This window comes from Glycomyces paridis (genome assembly GCF_004912155.1).
Lineage (GTDB): Bacteria > Actinomycetota > Actinomycetes > Mycobacteriales > Micromonosporaceae > Glycomyces > Glycomyces paridis.
This window is the reverse complement of sequence record NZ_STGX01000001.1, coordinates 33,188-47,101: the sequence shown is the minus strand read 5'-3', so window position 1 is coordinate 47,101 and position 13,914 is coordinate 33,188. Positions and strand designations below refer to the sequence as shown.

Annotated in this window: 14 protein-coding genes; 8 read left to right on the top strand and 6 right to left on the bottom strand. The window is 68.6% G+C overall.

The window, feature by feature from the left end:
* Nucleotides 1-2 precede the first annotated feature (2 nt).
* The 7 genes from E9998_RS00210 (at nt 3) to E9998_RS00180 (ending at nt 9,090) form a co-directional block, all read left to right on the top strand.
* Nucleotides 3-1,421 (top strand): aldehyde dehydrogenase family protein, encoded by a 1,419-nt coding sequence (locus tag E9998_RS00210; RefSeq protein WP_136527702.1) that lies wholly within the window; start codon nt 3-5, stop codon nt 1,419-1,421.
* Nucleotides 1,414-2,289 carry an aldehyde dehydrogenase family protein gene (locus E9998_RS00205; protein ID WP_136527701.1) on the top strand — a complete coding sequence of 292 codons (876 nt, stop codon included), beginning with the start codon at nt 1,414-1,416 and terminating at the stop codon, nt 2,287-2,289. Before E9998_RS00210 ends, E9998_RS00205 begins: the two co-directional genes overlap by 8 nt.
* 253 nt (nt 2,290-2,542) lie before the next feature.
* Nucleotides 2,543-3,361, top strand: a complete 819-nt coding sequence (locus tag E9998_RS00200; RefSeq protein ID WP_136527700.1) for a DNA primase — start codon at nt 2,543-2,545, stop codon at nt 3,359-3,361.
* A 416-nt stretch (nt 3,362-3,777) separates the two neighbouring features.
* Nucleotides 3,778-5,316, top strand: a complete 1,539-nt coding sequence (locus E9998_RS00195; protein WP_136527699.1) for a hypothetical protein — start codon at nt 3,778-3,780, stop codon at nt 5,314-5,316.
* A complete protein-coding gene (locus E9998_RS00190; RefSeq protein WP_136527698.1) occupies nt 5,313-5,738 on the top strand; it encodes a roadblock/LC7 domain-containing protein in 426 nt (141 codons plus the stop codon). The genes E9998_RS00195 and E9998_RS00190 overlap by 4 nt, the downstream gene beginning before the upstream one ends.
* Before the next feature lie 286 nt (nt 5,739-6,024).
* A complete protein-coding gene (locus E9998_RS00185) occupies nt 6,025-7,503 on the top strand; it encodes an HNH endonuclease signature motif containing protein (protein ID WP_136527697.1) in 1,479 nt (492 codons plus the stop codon).
* 564 nt (nt 7,504-8,067) lie between these two features.
* Nucleotides 8,068-9,090 carry a DUF2332 domain-containing protein gene (locus E9998_RS00180; protein WP_136527696.1) on the top strand — a complete coding sequence of 341 codons (1,023 nt, stop codon included), beginning with the start codon at nt 8,068-8,070 and terminating at the stop codon, nt 9,088-9,090.
* A 39-nt stretch (nt 9,091-9,129) separates the two neighbouring features.
* On the opposite strand, the gene E9998_RS26965 is transcribed toward E9998_RS00180, so the two are convergent.
* The 6 genes from E9998_RS26965 to E9998_RS00155 form a co-directional block, all read right to left on the bottom strand.
* Nucleotides 9,130-9,246 carry a DUF397 domain-containing protein gene (locus E9998_RS26965; protein ID WP_158299641.1) on the bottom strand — a complete coding sequence of 39 codons (117 nt, stop codon included), beginning with the start codon at nt 9,244-9,246 and terminating at the stop codon, nt 9,130-9,132.
* 32 nt (nt 9,247-9,278) lie between these two features.
* Nucleotides 9,279-10,739 (bottom strand): ASCH domain-containing protein, encoded by a 1,461-nt coding sequence (locus E9998_RS26030; protein WP_240037440.1) that lies wholly within the window; start codon nt 10,737-10,739, stop codon nt 9,279-9,281.
* The gene (locus E9998_RS00165) at nt 10,694-11,353 is read right to left on the bottom strand and encodes an AAA family ATPase (protein WP_158299640.1); all 660 of its coding nucleotides are present in this window, start codon (nt 11,351-11,353) and stop codon (nt 10,694-10,696) included. Before E9998_RS00165 ends, E9998_RS26030 begins: the two co-directional genes overlap by 46 nt.
* Complete coding sequence (locus E9998_RS25055) at nt 11,350-12,237, bottom strand: hypothetical protein (protein WP_158299639.1); 888 nt, start codon at nt 12,235-12,237, stop codon at nt 11,350-11,352. Before E9998_RS25055 ends, E9998_RS00165 begins: the two co-directional genes overlap by 4 nt.
* Nucleotides 12,238-12,325: 88 nt before the next feature.
* Complete coding sequence (locus E9998_RS00160; protein WP_136527694.1) at nt 12,326-12,523, bottom strand: DUF397 domain-containing protein; 198 nt, start codon at nt 12,521-12,523, stop codon at nt 12,326-12,328.
* On the bottom strand, nt 12,520-13,374 hold the full coding sequence (locus E9998_RS00155; protein WP_136527693.1) for a helix-turn-helix domain-containing protein: 855 nt from the start codon (nt 13,372-13,374) through the stop codon (nt 12,520-12,522). The genes E9998_RS00160 and E9998_RS00155 overlap by 4 nt, the downstream gene beginning before the upstream one ends.
* Before the next feature lie 111 nt (nt 13,375-13,485).
* Here E9998_RS00155 and E9998_RS00150 point away from each other — a divergent pair, with 111 nt between their 5' ends.
* Nucleotides 13,486-13,815 (top strand): hypothetical protein, encoded by a 330-nt coding sequence (locus tag E9998_RS00150; protein ID WP_136527692.1) that lies wholly within the window; start codon nt 13,486-13,488, stop codon nt 13,813-13,815.
* The last annotated feature ends 99 nt before the right edge of the window (nt 13,816-13,914 follow it).

Here is a 13,914-nt window from a genome sequence, read left to right as displayed (position 1 = left end):
CGATGTTCGAGTACGCCCCCGCGCCCGAGTCGGTGCGGCCCGAGATCAAAGAGCACTACGGGCTCTTCGTCGACGGCGAGTTCGTCGACGGCGAGGCCGTCTTCAAATCGGTGAACCCCGCCACCGAGGAGGTCCTGTTCACCGTCGCCGAGGCCGGAGCGGCCGACGTCGCGAAGGCCGTCGCCGCGGCCCGCCGCGCCCAGGAGGCCGTGTGGGGCCCCATGAGCGGGGCCGAGCGCGGCAAGTACCTGTTCCGCATCGCCCGGCTCCTCCAGGAGCGGTCCCGCGAGTTCGCCGTCGCCGAGTCCCTCGACAACGGCAAGCCCATCAAGGAGACCCGCGACTTCGACGTCCCCACCGCCGCGCAGCACTTCTTCTACCACGCCGGGTGGGCCGACAAGCTCGCCTACGCGGGCCTGGGCGCCGACCCGCGGCCGCTGGGCGTCATCGGCCAGGTCATCCCCTGGAACTTCCCGATCCTCATGCTCGCGTGGAAGATCGCACCGGCGCTCGCGTGCGGGAACACGGTGGTGCTCAAGCCCGCCGAGACGACGCCGCTGACCGCGCTCATGTTCGCCGAGCTGTGCCAGGAGGCCGACCTGCCCCCGGGCGTGGTCAACATCCTCCCCGGCGCCGGGGCCACTGGCGCCGCGCTCGTCGACGCCGACGTGGACAAGGTCGCCTTCACCGGTTCGACCGCCGTGGGCCGCGCCATCGCGAAGTCCATCGCGGGCTCGAAGAAGAAGGTGACGCTGGAGCTGGGCGGGAAGGCCGCGAACATCGTCTTCGACGACGCCGCGATCGACCAGGCCGTCGAGGGCATCGTCAACGGCATCTTCTTCAACCAGGGCCACGTGTGCTGCGCCGGGTCGCGCCTGCTCGTCCAGGAGTCGGTCGCCGACGAGGTCCTCTCGCGGCTGAAGGAGCGCGTCGCGACGCTGCGGGTCGGCGACCCGCTCGACAAGAACACCGACATCGGCGCGATCAACTCCGCCGAGCAGCTCGAACGCATCACCGCGCTCACCGAGACCGGCCGCGGCGAGGGCGCCGACGTGTGGCAGCCCGCCTGCGACCTGCCCGAGAACGGCTTCTGGTTCCGCCCCACCGTGTTCACCGGCGTCCAGCAGTCGATGCGGATCGCCCGCGAGGAGATCTTCGGCCCGGTGCTCAGCGTCCTCACGTTCCGCACCCCCGACGAGGCGATCGCCAAGGCCAACAACACCCCCTACGGCCTGTCGGCCGGGGTGTGGACCGAGAAGGGCTCCAAGATCCTGTGGGCGGCCGAGCGGCTGCGCGCGGGCGTGGTGTGGGCCAACACGTTCAACCAGTTCGACGCCGCCAGCCCCTTCGGCGGCCTGAAGGAGTCCGGTTACGGCCGCGAGGGCGGCCGCCAAGGGCTGGAGGCGTACCTCGATGTCTGAGCGACTGCGGGTGAAGAAGACCTACAAGCTGTACGTCGGCGGGAAGTTCCCCCGCTCCGAGTCCGGAAGGAGCTACCCGGTGACCAGCCCCGACGGCGCCGAGCTCGCGAACGCCGCGCTCGCCAGCCGCAAGGACGCGCGCGACGCCGTCGCCGCGGCCCGCAAGGCGCAGCGCCCGTGGGCGGGCCAGACCGCCTACCTCAGGGGCCAGATCCTCTACCGGGCCGCCGAGATGCTCGAAGGCCGCGCCGGGCAGTTCGCCGAGGAGCTGGCCGACGCCACCGGCGCCGAGCCCCATGCGGCCCTCGGCACCGTGGAGCAGGCGATCGACCGGCTCGTGCACTACGCGGGCTGGACCGACAAGTACGCCTCGGTGCTCGGCGGCGCCAACCCCGTCGCCGGGCCCTACTTCAACCACACCAAGCCCGAACCGCTCGGCGTCGTCGCCGTCCTCGCGCCGCAGGACGACCCGTTCCTGGGCCTGGTCGAGGCCCTCGCGCCCGCGATCGCCGCCGGGAACACCGTCGTGGTGCTCAGCAGTGAGGCGAAACCGCTGCCCGCGTTGAGCTTCGGCGAGGTGCTCGCCACCTCCGACCTGCCCGGCGGGGTGGTGAACCTGTTGAGCGGCAACGTCGCCGAGGTCGCGCCGCACCTGGCCGCGCACGCCGACGTCAACGGGATCGACCTCGGCGGCGTCGAGGACGCCGCGCTCGCGGCCGAACTGGAGGCCGCGGCGGCCGGGACGCTCAAGGTCGTGCGCCGCCCGGGCAAGGTCGGCGACTCGCTCGCCCTGCTGCGGCAGTGGACCGAGTACAAGACCGTGTGGCACCCGGCGGGCATGGCCGCCGCCGCGGGCGGCGGCTACTGACGAGGCCTGAAGACCCCTGCCGGCGACGCCGGCGGGGGTCCGTCGTCACCACCTGGACCGGCGGGTCCGTGCCGCGGCCGCGGCACGGGCCCGTCCCTGTATTGAGAAGTGCCGATACGTCAGTACTGCGGCGTTTTCGGGCGCCCCGTGCCGAAAGCGCGCACCGGAGCGAGTGGCCGTGCCATGTGGTCGTAGGCTGTTCCCCAGCTAGAGGACTCTGTGACCACGTTGACGACTGCGGGAGGGACGCGACATGGCGGCCGAATCGGACGGGGCGGCGCGCAGCGCCGAGACCGACAAGCTCTGGAACGAGACCGGCGTCGACCCGGTGGAGCTCCACCTGGGCAAGGACTCGGGCTTCACCCTGCGGGCTTACCGCATGTCGGACACGCTGCCGACCGCGAAGCGCGACGAGGAGCCCGAGGACGGGGTGTCCGAGGACAAGGCCTCCAAGGACGAGGTCGCCGAAGAAGCGCCTGAGGACGAGGACGCGCCGCTCGCGGAAGACGAGGACGCGGACGAGCCCGACGAGGCCGACTTCGCCGACGACGAGCCCGAAGAGGAGGTCGACGCCCTCGACGCCGAGCCCGAAGAGGTCCCGGTCTTCTTGACGCGCAAGGGGAAGCTCCTGCTCTTCCGCGAGCCCGAGGCGCTCGTGGCCTACGTCAAGGAGAACGACGACCACGACCTGGCCGTCATCGAGGAGTACGCCGAGCTCCAGGAGCGCGTCGCCGTCGCCGACATCGCCTGTGAGGAAGACGACACCTACGAGCTCGACCTCGTCGTCGCCAACCTCCGCGGCGGCCACGACACCTGGGAGCCCGAACTCCTCATCAAGGCCGCCGAGGTCGGCCGCGACCTCGGGTACGCGCTCAAGAACGACTCCATCGTCGGCGCCCTCGCCCCCGGCTCGCCCCTCGACGACCTCGACGAGACCTTCCGGGTCGTCGTCGACGGCGGCCTGCGCGGCAAGCTCGCGCGCCGCCGCCTGCGCAAGAACGACGCCCAGCAGGCCGCCATCGCCTGGCGCGGCGTCATCGCGAAGCTCAACGACCACGTCGAATGGCGTTAGGAGCGCAGCCGAGTGGAAGTAGGGCGAAAGGTCCGAACGGTCTGCGGTCCGGTGCGACGGTGACGCGATAGGCAATCGGGAGAATCGTCCGAACAGCCCATTGCCACTCGTACTCCAAGACCGATTCCCGTGCCGCCGCGGCGTGACCGCGGCGGCACCGCTGCGTTACTCCACAAGGGAATCGCCTGGTCAGGACTCTCAGCCAATTGCCGGAAAGGCGTGTTAAGGACCTGAGGGAGGCCCGTTCCGGGGCCCGCCCGGCGTACGCGCCCTTCGCGAACCCGCACTGGGAGTCCGCTTGCAGAACCGAGTATTCTGCGGAAAACTGATAACGGACTGGTAAAAACGGGCGGGGCACAGGCCTCGCCGTCAGGGGTCGGTGCCCGAGGGCGCGCCCTACGAGAGGAGCTCCGCGGGTGCAAGTGTTCTGCGGCATCACCACCGATCAGCAGGTAACCGGGGCCGGACCGGGCGACACCGCCTGCGCGGTCGCGCTCGTCGCGGCCGGAGGCGGCCTCATCGCCACCGACACCTTCGGCGACGACCCGCGCGGCTGGGTCCGCCTCAACAGCCTGCTCGCCCGCTCGGCCCCCGGCCAGTCGGTCTCCGTCGCCGTCGACGGCGACGTGGTCCAGCTGGCCGAGTACGCCGCCGCCGCAGGGCAGTACGTCGTCCGCGCCGACGGCCGCGCCTCCCGCTCCAAGGACGCCCTCGACGACGCCATCGCCATCGCCCGCGGCATGGCCACCGGCGAAGTCGCCGGGCAGCCCTTCGCCGCGCGAGCCGAGATCGCCGCCCTGCGCCCGATCCTCGACACCGTCGCCTCCGCCGCCCGCGCCCGCCACGACGCCGCCGAGGCGCTCACGTGCCTGCTGCGCGCGGTCTTCCCCGCGGCGCTGGCCGCCTGGGACGACCCCAGCGAGGCCAACGCCGTCGCGATCCTCACCAGACTCCCCCAACCCGGTGCGCTCCAGTCGATCTCAACCGAAGAGCTCGCCGCGGACCTCGCCACGGTCGCCGACCCCGGACAGGTCGCGGCGATGGCCGGGGCGCTGACCGAGGCGATCCGGGAGATCGGCGGCGGGGACGACCCGTCGGTGGCCCCGTCCGTCTCCGCCACGGCCGAGGCCGTCTCGGCCTGGGACCGCTCGCTGGAGGGCCTCATCGGCCTGCTCCAGGCCAAGCGCCCCCGTTCCGAGGCCCCGCCCGCCCCCGCTCCCCCGGCCCCCGAGGAGCAGGCCCCGCCGCGCCGCTTCCGCGACACCACGCACGCCACCGTCCGCCTTCCAGGCGACCTGCCGGACCGTCAGAGCCTCCGGGCGCTCGACCCCGCCTCGCAGCTGCACTCGGTGCTCCCGGTCGATCTCGAGGCCACTCAGGTGCTCCCGGACCCCGACCGCGCGCCGGTCGACGGCGAGCCCTCGACGCGGTCGCTGCGGCGCCGCCGCTCCGCCCCCGCGGAGCTGTCGCAGCCCAACGAGCTGTTCAAGCCCGCCAAGCCGATGCAGGCCGACCCCGAGCCGCGCCGCCACCCGTGGCAGCCCAAGGAGGACGTCAGCATCGTCGACGTCGCGAGCCTCGCGAACGACGACGACGGCCTCCTCATCTTCGGCCAGGCCCGCAGCGCCTGGTTCAAACGTCCCGAAGGCGAAGAGCCCGAGTCGGAGTCGTGGAACCTCCCCGGCGACGACGGCTGGCGCACCGCCCGGACCGCGACGCAGACGCCCGCCACGGAGGAGAAGACGACGCCCGCGGGCCTGCCGCGCAGGAAGCCCCAGGCGAACCTCGTGCCCGGCGCCGTCGTCGCCGACGAGCACACCCGCTTCGACGAGCCGATCGAGCGCGACGCGGAACTGCTGGCGCAGAACACCGCCGGCTACTTCAAGGGCTGGGGCCGCGCTCGCGGCGCCCGCCCCGGCACGGCCTCCCGGACGGAGAGGATGGCCGCCCGATGAGCGCCAACCTCGGTGTCTACGAGCGCTCGCTGAGCATGCTGCTGGGCTCCCTCGTGGCCCGGACCCCGGGCCTGTCCCACGCGGTCCTGGTGAGCGTCGACGGACTGCCGCTGGCCGTCTCGGCAGGGCTGCCGAAGGAGCGCGCCGACCAGTTGGCGGGCATCGGCTCGGGCCTCCTCTCGATGGGCGAGGGCGCTGGCCGGTCGATGGACCACGGCCCCGCCCAGCAGGTCATCGTGGAGATGGCCGAGGGCGTGCTCCTGGCCGCCCCGGTCGGCCCGCAGATCTGCCTGACGCTGCTGGCCGTGTCGCAGTGCGACAGAGAGCAACTCGGCTACGAGCTGGGCCAGTTCACCATGCAGGTGGGTCCGCTGTTGAACGAAGCCCTGACCAACACGGGTTCGATCCCGAAGGTCATCTGAGGCGAAGACTGAGCGAGCGGCCCGGGGCATTGCCTCGGGCCGTTTCCGCGTCTCTGGTGTTCTTGGGGACGGGTCAGAGAAGTCAGCGACGAAGAGGTCTCGCTATTCCCCGGTTTGGTTGCGGGCCTGCGGGTCTCGGCCGTCCCGGCGAAACTTTCTCACCAAATGTCATCCTTCTGGGTGTTGCCGCCCTATACCACCAAGAGTCACAATTGACCTACACCAATAGAACAGACAACCCAAACTCGGCAACACATTCGAGAAGCAGCGAAGGAGGTGCAATCCAATGGCGGCGACAGCGCTTCAGATCCTCACCGGCTCCGGCGAACGAGCCCAAGCCATCCGAACCACCCTCGATGAAGCCGCCGCCGCAGTGAACGCCCACTACGCCCAGGTCCTCTCAGCGGTCATCACCATGAAGAACGCGAACCTCCACCGCAACGCCTTCGGCTTCTCCGCCCTCCGCGACCTCCTCCTCTCACAGTTCGACTTCACCTACGCCACAGCCGGATCGGTCGCCGCCATCGCCCGCCTCTCCACGAAGTTCACCCTCCTCACCGAAGCGGCCACCACCGGCAGGGCCCGCATCGACCAGGTCGCCTACGGCGTGCGCCAACTCGACAAGACCCCCGCCATGCGCCTGTTCGCCCTCACCCCCTTCAGGGAGGCGGCCACCTCCCCGTTCGATCCCGAGGTCTCCTGCGCCACACCCGAAGCCATGCTCAGCGAGTACTGCGCACACGCCACCTTCACCGAACTCCGAGCCCACATCGACGCCCTCGCCGCCCAACTGGCCGACCAAGAAGAGCTGTTCGAGCACCTCGGCGAGCAGGCACTGCAATGGATCGAAGTCGGCGAACAGGCCAACGGACTCTGGTCGCTCTCAGGCGAACTCTCCCCCGACACCGGCCGCCTCCTCGACAAGTACCTGAAGACGGCCTGCCCACCACCCCGCCAATCCGAGCAGGACAACGACGGTGTCCTCATGGCCCAGCCCAACCGCCACGCCGAGGCCCTGCACCAGCTCCTCGCCGGATACGGCACCTCCCCCCAGGCCGCCACCCGCCACGGGCACACCGCGACCCTCGACCTCACCGTCGACATCGAGACCTTGCAGGGCAAGGACACCGGCCGCCTCCCCCTCCTCGAAGGCCGCCCCATCAGTGTCGCCAAGGCCCGCCTCCTCGCCTGCGAAGCCGGCATCATCCCTTCGGTCTTCGACTACGAGACAGGCGAAGCGGTCGAACTCGGCCGAGCCCTCCGACTCCCCAACACCGCCCTCCGCCGCAAACTGGAGCTAGAGCAACCGGAAGGGTGCGCCTGGCAGGGATGCGACCGTCCGATCGCCTGGACCGAGGCACACCACATCGCTCACTGGGCCGACGGCGGCGCGACGGTCGCCGAGAACCTGATCCTGCTGTGCCGCTTTCACCACGGCCGCATACACACTCCTGGCTGGTCGGTCGAGAAGACCGGCCCCGGACAGGCGCTCATCGTCCACCACGAGGGCCACGAGAGCGCCCCTGCGGACATCGAAGGCGGATGCGGGTGCTCGGGACTGGCGCACCGACGCGGACATGGACCGAGCCGAGGACGGCGCGGAATCCTTCCCCACCGGGCTCTACCGCGCGGAGTGGGCATCGGCATTGGAATCCGAACTGCGGACCAGGGCCGATGCGGCAGAGCGCATCAACATCCTCGCCGACATCAAAGCGGCCAAGGCCAGATTGCGAGCCAAGTTCGGCATCGCGGAAGCCTCCGCTGACGAACGGATACCCGCGCAACAGCCGCCAGCGCCAAAAGAGCGAGAACTCCCCAGCCCCCCCATTGCGCCCACACGAATCCCCTTCAAGCCAGCCGCAACAGCAAAGCAAGACTCCCTTGGGTCGACCCATCACCGCCCGAAGTTGGCAATGGCCGGACCCGTCGACTACGGACCTCCCCCATTCTTAAGACGCCCGTCCCGGTGGCGGCCGGGGCGGGGGTACGGGACACGCCTCCCAGCCCGATGCCCGAAAGGGTCCGGGCACACCGCCATGCCCAGACCTGGCTGTCAAGCCCTGGACCAGAGTCCGCCCGCCCCGCACACCTCAAAGATCCGTCACGCCTCACCCCAGAGGATCCAAGGTGTCCGCGCCCCTCACACCGACGACCCCTGTGCCGAAGAACCCGGCCAGACCCTCCCCTCACCTTCTTGTCGCCGCCGCAGTAGCCCCGCCCACGAAGGCGCGCAAAGCCAAAGAACAGGCCACGGACCCGCCGCGCCCTCATCCGCGGTGGAGGAGACGCCCGACCTGAGGTCATGACGCACGTTCATAGGATCGTGCCCATGTCGCACAACGATTCCTTCGGCCCCACCGCAACAGCCTCTCAGTCTGCCGAGGTCGCTCGCCTCTATGCGCGATTCGCCGCGGTGGAGGCCAACGGCGTCTCGCCGATCTACGAGGCGCTGGCCGCAGGGGTGTCCGAAGACGGCACCATGTGCGACCGCATCGCCGAACTGCCGCCCGCGAAGCGCCAGCCGAATCTGGTGTTCGCCGCCTCTCGGCATCTCGGTGCACCGGTGAGGGACTACGGGCGGTGGCGTGCATGGCTGTCGGAGCAATGGGGGCAGATGCTCCCGATCATTCTTGAGCGGGCGACACAGACCAACGAGGCGGCACGGTGCGCGACGCTCCTCCCCGCGCTCGCCGCGATCGACGGCCCGATCGCCCTGCTGGAGGTCGGTGCCTCTGCCGGGCTGTGCCTGTATCCCGACCGCTACAGCTACCGCTATCGGACGGCTTCAGGCATCGCCAGCCTCGACCCCGGCGACGGACCCAGCAAGGTCGTTCTCGAATGCGAACTGCGCCAGGGCGAAGCACCGACCCGGCTGCCGCAGGTCGTATGGCGAGGGGGCATCGACCGCAACCCTCTCGACGCGACCGACCCTGACGCCCGCGCCTGGCTCGAATCGCTCGTCTGGCCCGAACACCACGATCGCCGCGAGCGCATCACGCAAGCAGCCGCGATCCTCGCCGAGCAACCACCGCGCCTGGTCGCCGCCGACCTGAACGAGGCCCTCCCCAAGGTCGCCGCCGCAGCACCGCCGGACGCACACCTCGTGGTATTCCACTCGGCGGTACTCGCCTACCTTCAACCCGAGGAGCGCGCCCGATTCCGCCGCACGGTCCAAGACCTCGACTGCACCTGGATCAGCAACGAAGCGCCCGCAGTGTTCCCCGACATCACCGCCCAGCGCCCGGAAGGCACCGCATCCGAAGGACACTTCGTCCTCGCCGTCGACGGTGTCCCAACCGCCTTGACCTCACCGCACGGGCGGACATACGAAGCCATCCCGGCTCGATCCTGAAAGCCTGCCGCGTTGGAGAACTGGGAACGACGGCTGAGGTCAGGAAGCGAGGCGGGAGTGAAGCGCGGTCCAGTCGGCGGGGGTGAGCCAGAGGGCGGGTCCGTTCAGGCCTTCCTTGGAGTCGCGGATGCCGGCACGGTCGCGATCGGCGGCCACGCAAGCCAGAAGGGACGACCTTGCCGCAGTGCTCAACTGTCGGAACCTCTTGCTGCGCCGACCAGTTCGATCCCGATTGCCAACACTCCGGCGGCCTCGCGGTCGGGTGGGTAGATCTGGCGGATGTTGGCGAGTTGGCTTTCCCTGCTGGCTGTCGGGTTCACCGATGCGACGGACTCGTGATCGAACATCTCCTCGAAATCGCGGTACCGGTGGACGTACGTGACACGGGTGAGAACTTCGTCGCCCTGACACTTGAACCTGATCAGCTTGCCCGCCTTGAGATTTCGCCGGGAGGCGTCGTTCACGCGGATCTCGGTGGTCTTCTTGCCGGAGGCGATCAGGTCGAAGTAGCGCTTGTAGATGCCCATCTCGTGAGCGCGCGGTCGATCGGTCTGCTGGGCGGGCCGAGCGTGCATGAGCCTTGCGAGCTCACGGACGGTGAACGACCTGAAGAAGTGCTTCGGGTCGGCGAGCATGACCCCGACAAGCCACAGGAGCGCATCGACATAGTCATCGACATGGCCGGGAACGGTTGTGGTGTCCAGCATCCACGGTTCGACATCTGCCGGGAGCGCGGTCTTGCCCTGTTGCCGGAGCAGTGACTTCGAGAGCTTGGCACCGGTCGGCGCGAGAACCTGTGGGGTGAAGATCCGCATGGGGATCTGAGCGACGGGGGTGCCCATCGCACCGAGTGCGCCGTCTACGAGCTGGCAGCCGAAAGTCCAGTCGCCGCCCTTGATCATGACCGGCAGAACCTTCCGGTCGTGACCGGCCAGGCGCTCCTTGACGAGGTTGCGGTAGAGGGTGGCGAGGTCGAGGTACGGCGAACCGTCTTCGGGGTCGATGTGGGCCTCGTACCCACCGTGGTCCATGCATACGGCCGTGAACTCGGCACCGTCCTCGCCGAGGCCGCGGAGCCTGGTCCGGTCGCCGCGCTTCTCGGCCCAGCCGCACTCGGGGCAGGGGACCCGTACGTGGATGTTGCCGTGTGAGGGGGCCAGCCACAAGCGGATGCCGTCGAGGTGTTCGAGGCTGCGGAGGAACTCGGCGCGAAAACCGGGTGCGGCTTGCTGGTCGGTGTACGTCTCGATTGTGTAGTCCACATCGGTGGCGTCGGCGAGTGAGTCGAAGAAGGCCCGGTAGTACCGGTCGATCAGGTCGTCGATCCCGGCCTTGCCGAGTGCATGGAAGTAGGTTCGCTGGTAGGCGTGATGCGTCTCCGGGTCGAGTTCGACATCGTGCGGCGCGTTGTCGAGAGCCCCGAAACGGACGACGGTCTCCACGCCGAACTCGCGGCGAGCGATCTTCGCGAGGGAGAACGCAGCGGCCTGGACGAGATTGGTGCCCAAGTGCGGGGCGCCGTTGATCTGGGTGCCTACGACGAATTCGATGCGGTCGGGCCGGTTGGCGTGGACCCGGGGCCGCAGGAGGTCGATCGAGCGCATCAGCGCGTTCGCGAGAACCGAGTTCGGGGAGACCAGGAGATCCATGATGGCCGTAACCTCTCGTCGCGAGCGGGTTTGGGGAGGCGCAGATTGGCGCAGATGAAGTCGAGCCTGTCGGCGGGGCGGCCGGGTGAGACGAACACGGGTTCGTATCCGGCGTTGTAGTAGCCCTGGACGATCAGTTCATGGACCCGGCGCAGTTCGCGTTCCTTGGCCCACACGATGTCGTCGGGGTCCTCGAACTTGTCGAGCGGGTCGAGGACGAACACGGTGTCGTATCGGCAGCGGGCGGTCGCCGCCTCCAGTTCAGGCGCCGGGGGTAGCCCGAAGAAGCCTTCCCAGCCGTATCCGTCCGGGATACCGCGGTTGTAGAACCGGATGCCGCTCGTGTGGGTCTCGAACTCTTCGATGAATGCGGCGAGGACCTCCAGGGAGTATTCACGGCGATCCTCTTTGCGGAGGTGGCGGCCGAGGCGGTCACGGTGTCTGCGGTAGATCGCCCGGCCCGGTTCCTCCTCCATGACGGGGATGCCGGCTTCACGGATGGCCTCGATGAGGTCGTCTTTACCGGTTGAAGGTCCGCCGGTGATCACGTACCGCCGCGGTGGTTCGGTGGCGGCGGCGGTGATCGCTTGCGTAAGCGCGTCGGTCTCTTTCACGGCGTGATTCTTTCTCGGATCGGTCTGGTCACGGGCGACTCCAGGTAGGGACGCACCCAGACCTGGTCGAGATCGAAGTCGGCCGCAAGGGCGGCATTGAAGGTGTCGAGTCCGTCGGCCGACTGGGCTGCGGTCTGGATCGTCGCGGCCGCCTCCTGAGAGATGGGCGGGCACCAGCCGGCGAGCGACATGAGCGCGTCGGCGCTCACGTCACCGGGAAACGTATCGGCGTGGGCAAGGGCGACACTGCGGGCACGGCCCCACTTCCATGCCGCACTTCGCAAGGCGTCGACGATCTCCTCAGGGTTCGCATCCAGGCTGAGGAGTCGCTCGACGTGCAGCAGGGCGGCTCGAAGGGAGTACAGGTCCGCCCAGACCAGCGCCGTGGACTCCTCTTGAGCGGTCACTTCCCAGGCGAACGGATCGGCTGGAATCGATTGGCGTGCAGTAGATGCGGTCAGTCGCGGTGCGATGAGCCTGGTATTGCGGAATCGGTCCGCATCGGCGAGGAGTTCGGCGGCGAGGTGATCGACCATCTCCGGCTCGATGCGCTTGCGAAAGTGGTCGGCCTCGTATGCGACCGCCGTAGCGGCGAGCGCACGTCGCTTCATCAGGTTGAGGCCCGCACCGGTGTCGAGGCCGAACAGGACGCGAATCCCGGAAGCCAAACGAGGATCGGGATAGCGGGCGAACAGCGAGCGCAGCAGACCGTCGGCCGCCTCGGTTCGGCTGGCCGGATCGATAGGGTCGGCGGCGCGTCCGACAACCCCTCGGAGTTCAAGCAGCGCTGGCGGAGACAGGTCGACGGTGAGCGGGAGACCGTGGCGAAGCACCACACGGAGCGCCGCACCGACGTCCTGATGGAGTGGGCTTTTCGTGGTCATGCAAGTATTGAACCATAGATGCCCAGAAAATGCCCACACTCAAACCGGCGTGGAAGTGGCGTTGGAGCTCAGCTCGGGATTCCGGACCTCAACGGGCGAGGTGGGAGTGGAGGGCGGTCCAGTCGGTTGGGGTGAGCCAGAGGGCAGGGCCGGTCGGGCCTTCCTTGGAGTCGCGGATGCCGGCGCGGTCGCCATCGGCGGCGACGCAGACGCAGTTGCCGCCCTGGTTCGCCGATCGCTGGGCCTTGCGCCAGGTGAATTGATCTTCGAACCCCACGACAGTCATGAATACAGCTCCTTGGACAGCTTCTTGATGAACGCCAAGCTGGCCTGTTCCGACAGGGCCATCTTGATCAGATGAAGATATGCGTCATCATACTGCGCGACCTCCTCGGGTTCGTCGAGGTAATTTGCGCCGGTCAGGTAGTCGACGTACACCACGCCATACTCGGGCGCGATCGGGAACCGGAGCACCATGAACGCACCAGCAATGGCCGAATGCGCCCCGGCACTATCCGGCAGGACTTGAAGAGTTATGTTGGGCCGCTTGGAAAGCTCTGCGAGGTACGCAAGCTGCTCCCTCATCGTTTCCGGTCCGCCTACGGCGCATCGAAGCGCGGCCTCGTGCAGCACCGCCCAGTACTGGACACGCCCGTCGCCGGTCAGAATTACGGCACGAGAAAGTCGGCCCTGCACATGGCCCTCGACAACATCCGCGCCGAGTTTGCCCTGCCCCAGCATCGCTCGTGCGTAGGCCTCGGTCTGGAGCATCCCTGGGAGTGGCTGGATCGCAATCTCCCGGATCGTTGAAGCATCGCGCTCCAGTGCCATCAGGTCTTCGACCGGTTCCCAGATCGCGGGCCGGACTTCGCCCTTCGGCCTTCGTTTTCGGGATCGTTTGACCAGGTCGAGGAGTTCCGTCTTGCGGTCGGCGTCCACCCCGTAGATGTCGAGCAGCTTCTCCGCCACAGGGTTCGACATCGAGGACACGCCGCCCTCGTATCGGACCATCGCCGAGGGGTCGATGCCCGCTCGCTCGGCGGCCTGTTTCTGGGTCAGGTCGAGCGCGGTCCGCAGGCGGCGCAGTTCGGCTCCAATGATGCGGCGCAGGGCGGTCGGGCCGTCGGGTGTGCTCATGATCGACACCTTTCGAAGGAGATTGCGTGTCCCTAGTTTACCTGAGGTGAGTTATTCGCTACGATCTACTTCACACGATGAGTGTACGCAGAGCGATCAAGGGAGAGCGCAGTGGACACGACCGAGCCGCCCGCAGACTTCTACGAGTCCGATCTCGCCTTCGGGGAGAAGCGGATCGGGGAGATGTGGGAGCACGAGGCCTACACGCTCCGCTTCAATCTCCCTGCGGGGCTGAGCTTCCGGGAGGCCGATTCGCTCGCGCACCGGATCGTCGTGGAGATCGCCGATCGGTATACAGGTGCCGCTGAGTCGGGGAGTCTCGGGCGGGAGTTCGACAGCGGCGTCTCGACCTCGTTGAGCCGCAAACCGGGTTCGACCATCAGCGGGGTGACCAGCCTTGCGGCGATGCGAGAGCTTCAGCGCCGGGCAGGGCTGGCGTGAGCGGGAGCAAAGGCGGGAGCGGCGACTGCTTGGGCAGGGTCGGCGCGGGCATCGGGAACGGGAGCCGGTGGGGACGGCGCAGGGGCCCGAGGCTTTCGC

What these genes read in the sequence shown, in the direction of transcription:
- E9998_RS00210 (WP_136527702.1), top strand. Translation starts at nt 3, where the DNA reads ATGTTCGAGTACGCCCCCGCGCCCGAGTCGGTGCGGCCCGAGATCAAA.
- E9998_RS00205 (WP_136527701.1), top strand. Translation starts at nt 1,414, where the DNA reads ATGTCTGAGCGACTGCGGGTGAAGAAGACCTACAAGCTGTACGTCGGC.
- E9998_RS00200 (WP_136527700.1), top strand. Translation starts at nt 2,543, where the DNA reads ATGGCGGCCGAATCGGACGGGGCGGCGCGCAGCGCCGAGACCGACAAG.
- E9998_RS00190 (WP_136527698.1), top strand. Translation starts at nt 5,313, where the DNA reads ATGAGCGCCAACCTCGGTGTCTACGAGCGCTCGCTGAGCATGCTGCTG.
- E9998_RS00185 (WP_136527697.1), top strand. Translation starts at nt 6,025, where the DNA reads ATGGCGGCGACAGCGCTTCAGATCCTCACCGGCTCCGGCGAACGAGCC.
- E9998_RS00180 (WP_136527696.1), top strand. Translation starts at nt 8,068, where the DNA reads ATGTCGCACAACGATTCCTTCGGCCCCACCGCAACAGCCTCTCAGTCT.
- E9998_RS26030 (WP_240037440.1), bottom strand. Translation starts at nt 10,739, where the DNA reads ATGGATCTCCTGGTCTCCCCGAACTCGGTTCTCGCGAACGCGCTGATG.
- E9998_RS25055 (WP_158299639.1), bottom strand. Translation starts at nt 12,237, where the DNA reads ATGACCACGAAAAGCCCACTCCATCAGGACGTCGGTGCGGCGCTCCGT.
- E9998_RS00160 (WP_136527694.1), bottom strand. Translation starts at nt 12,523, where the DNA reads ATGACTGTCGTGGGGTTCGAAGATCAATTCACCTGGCGCAAGGCCCAG.
- E9998_RS00155 (WP_136527693.1), bottom strand. Translation starts at nt 13,374, where the DNA reads ATGAGCACACCCGACGGCCCGACCGCCCTGCGCCGCATCATTGGAGCC.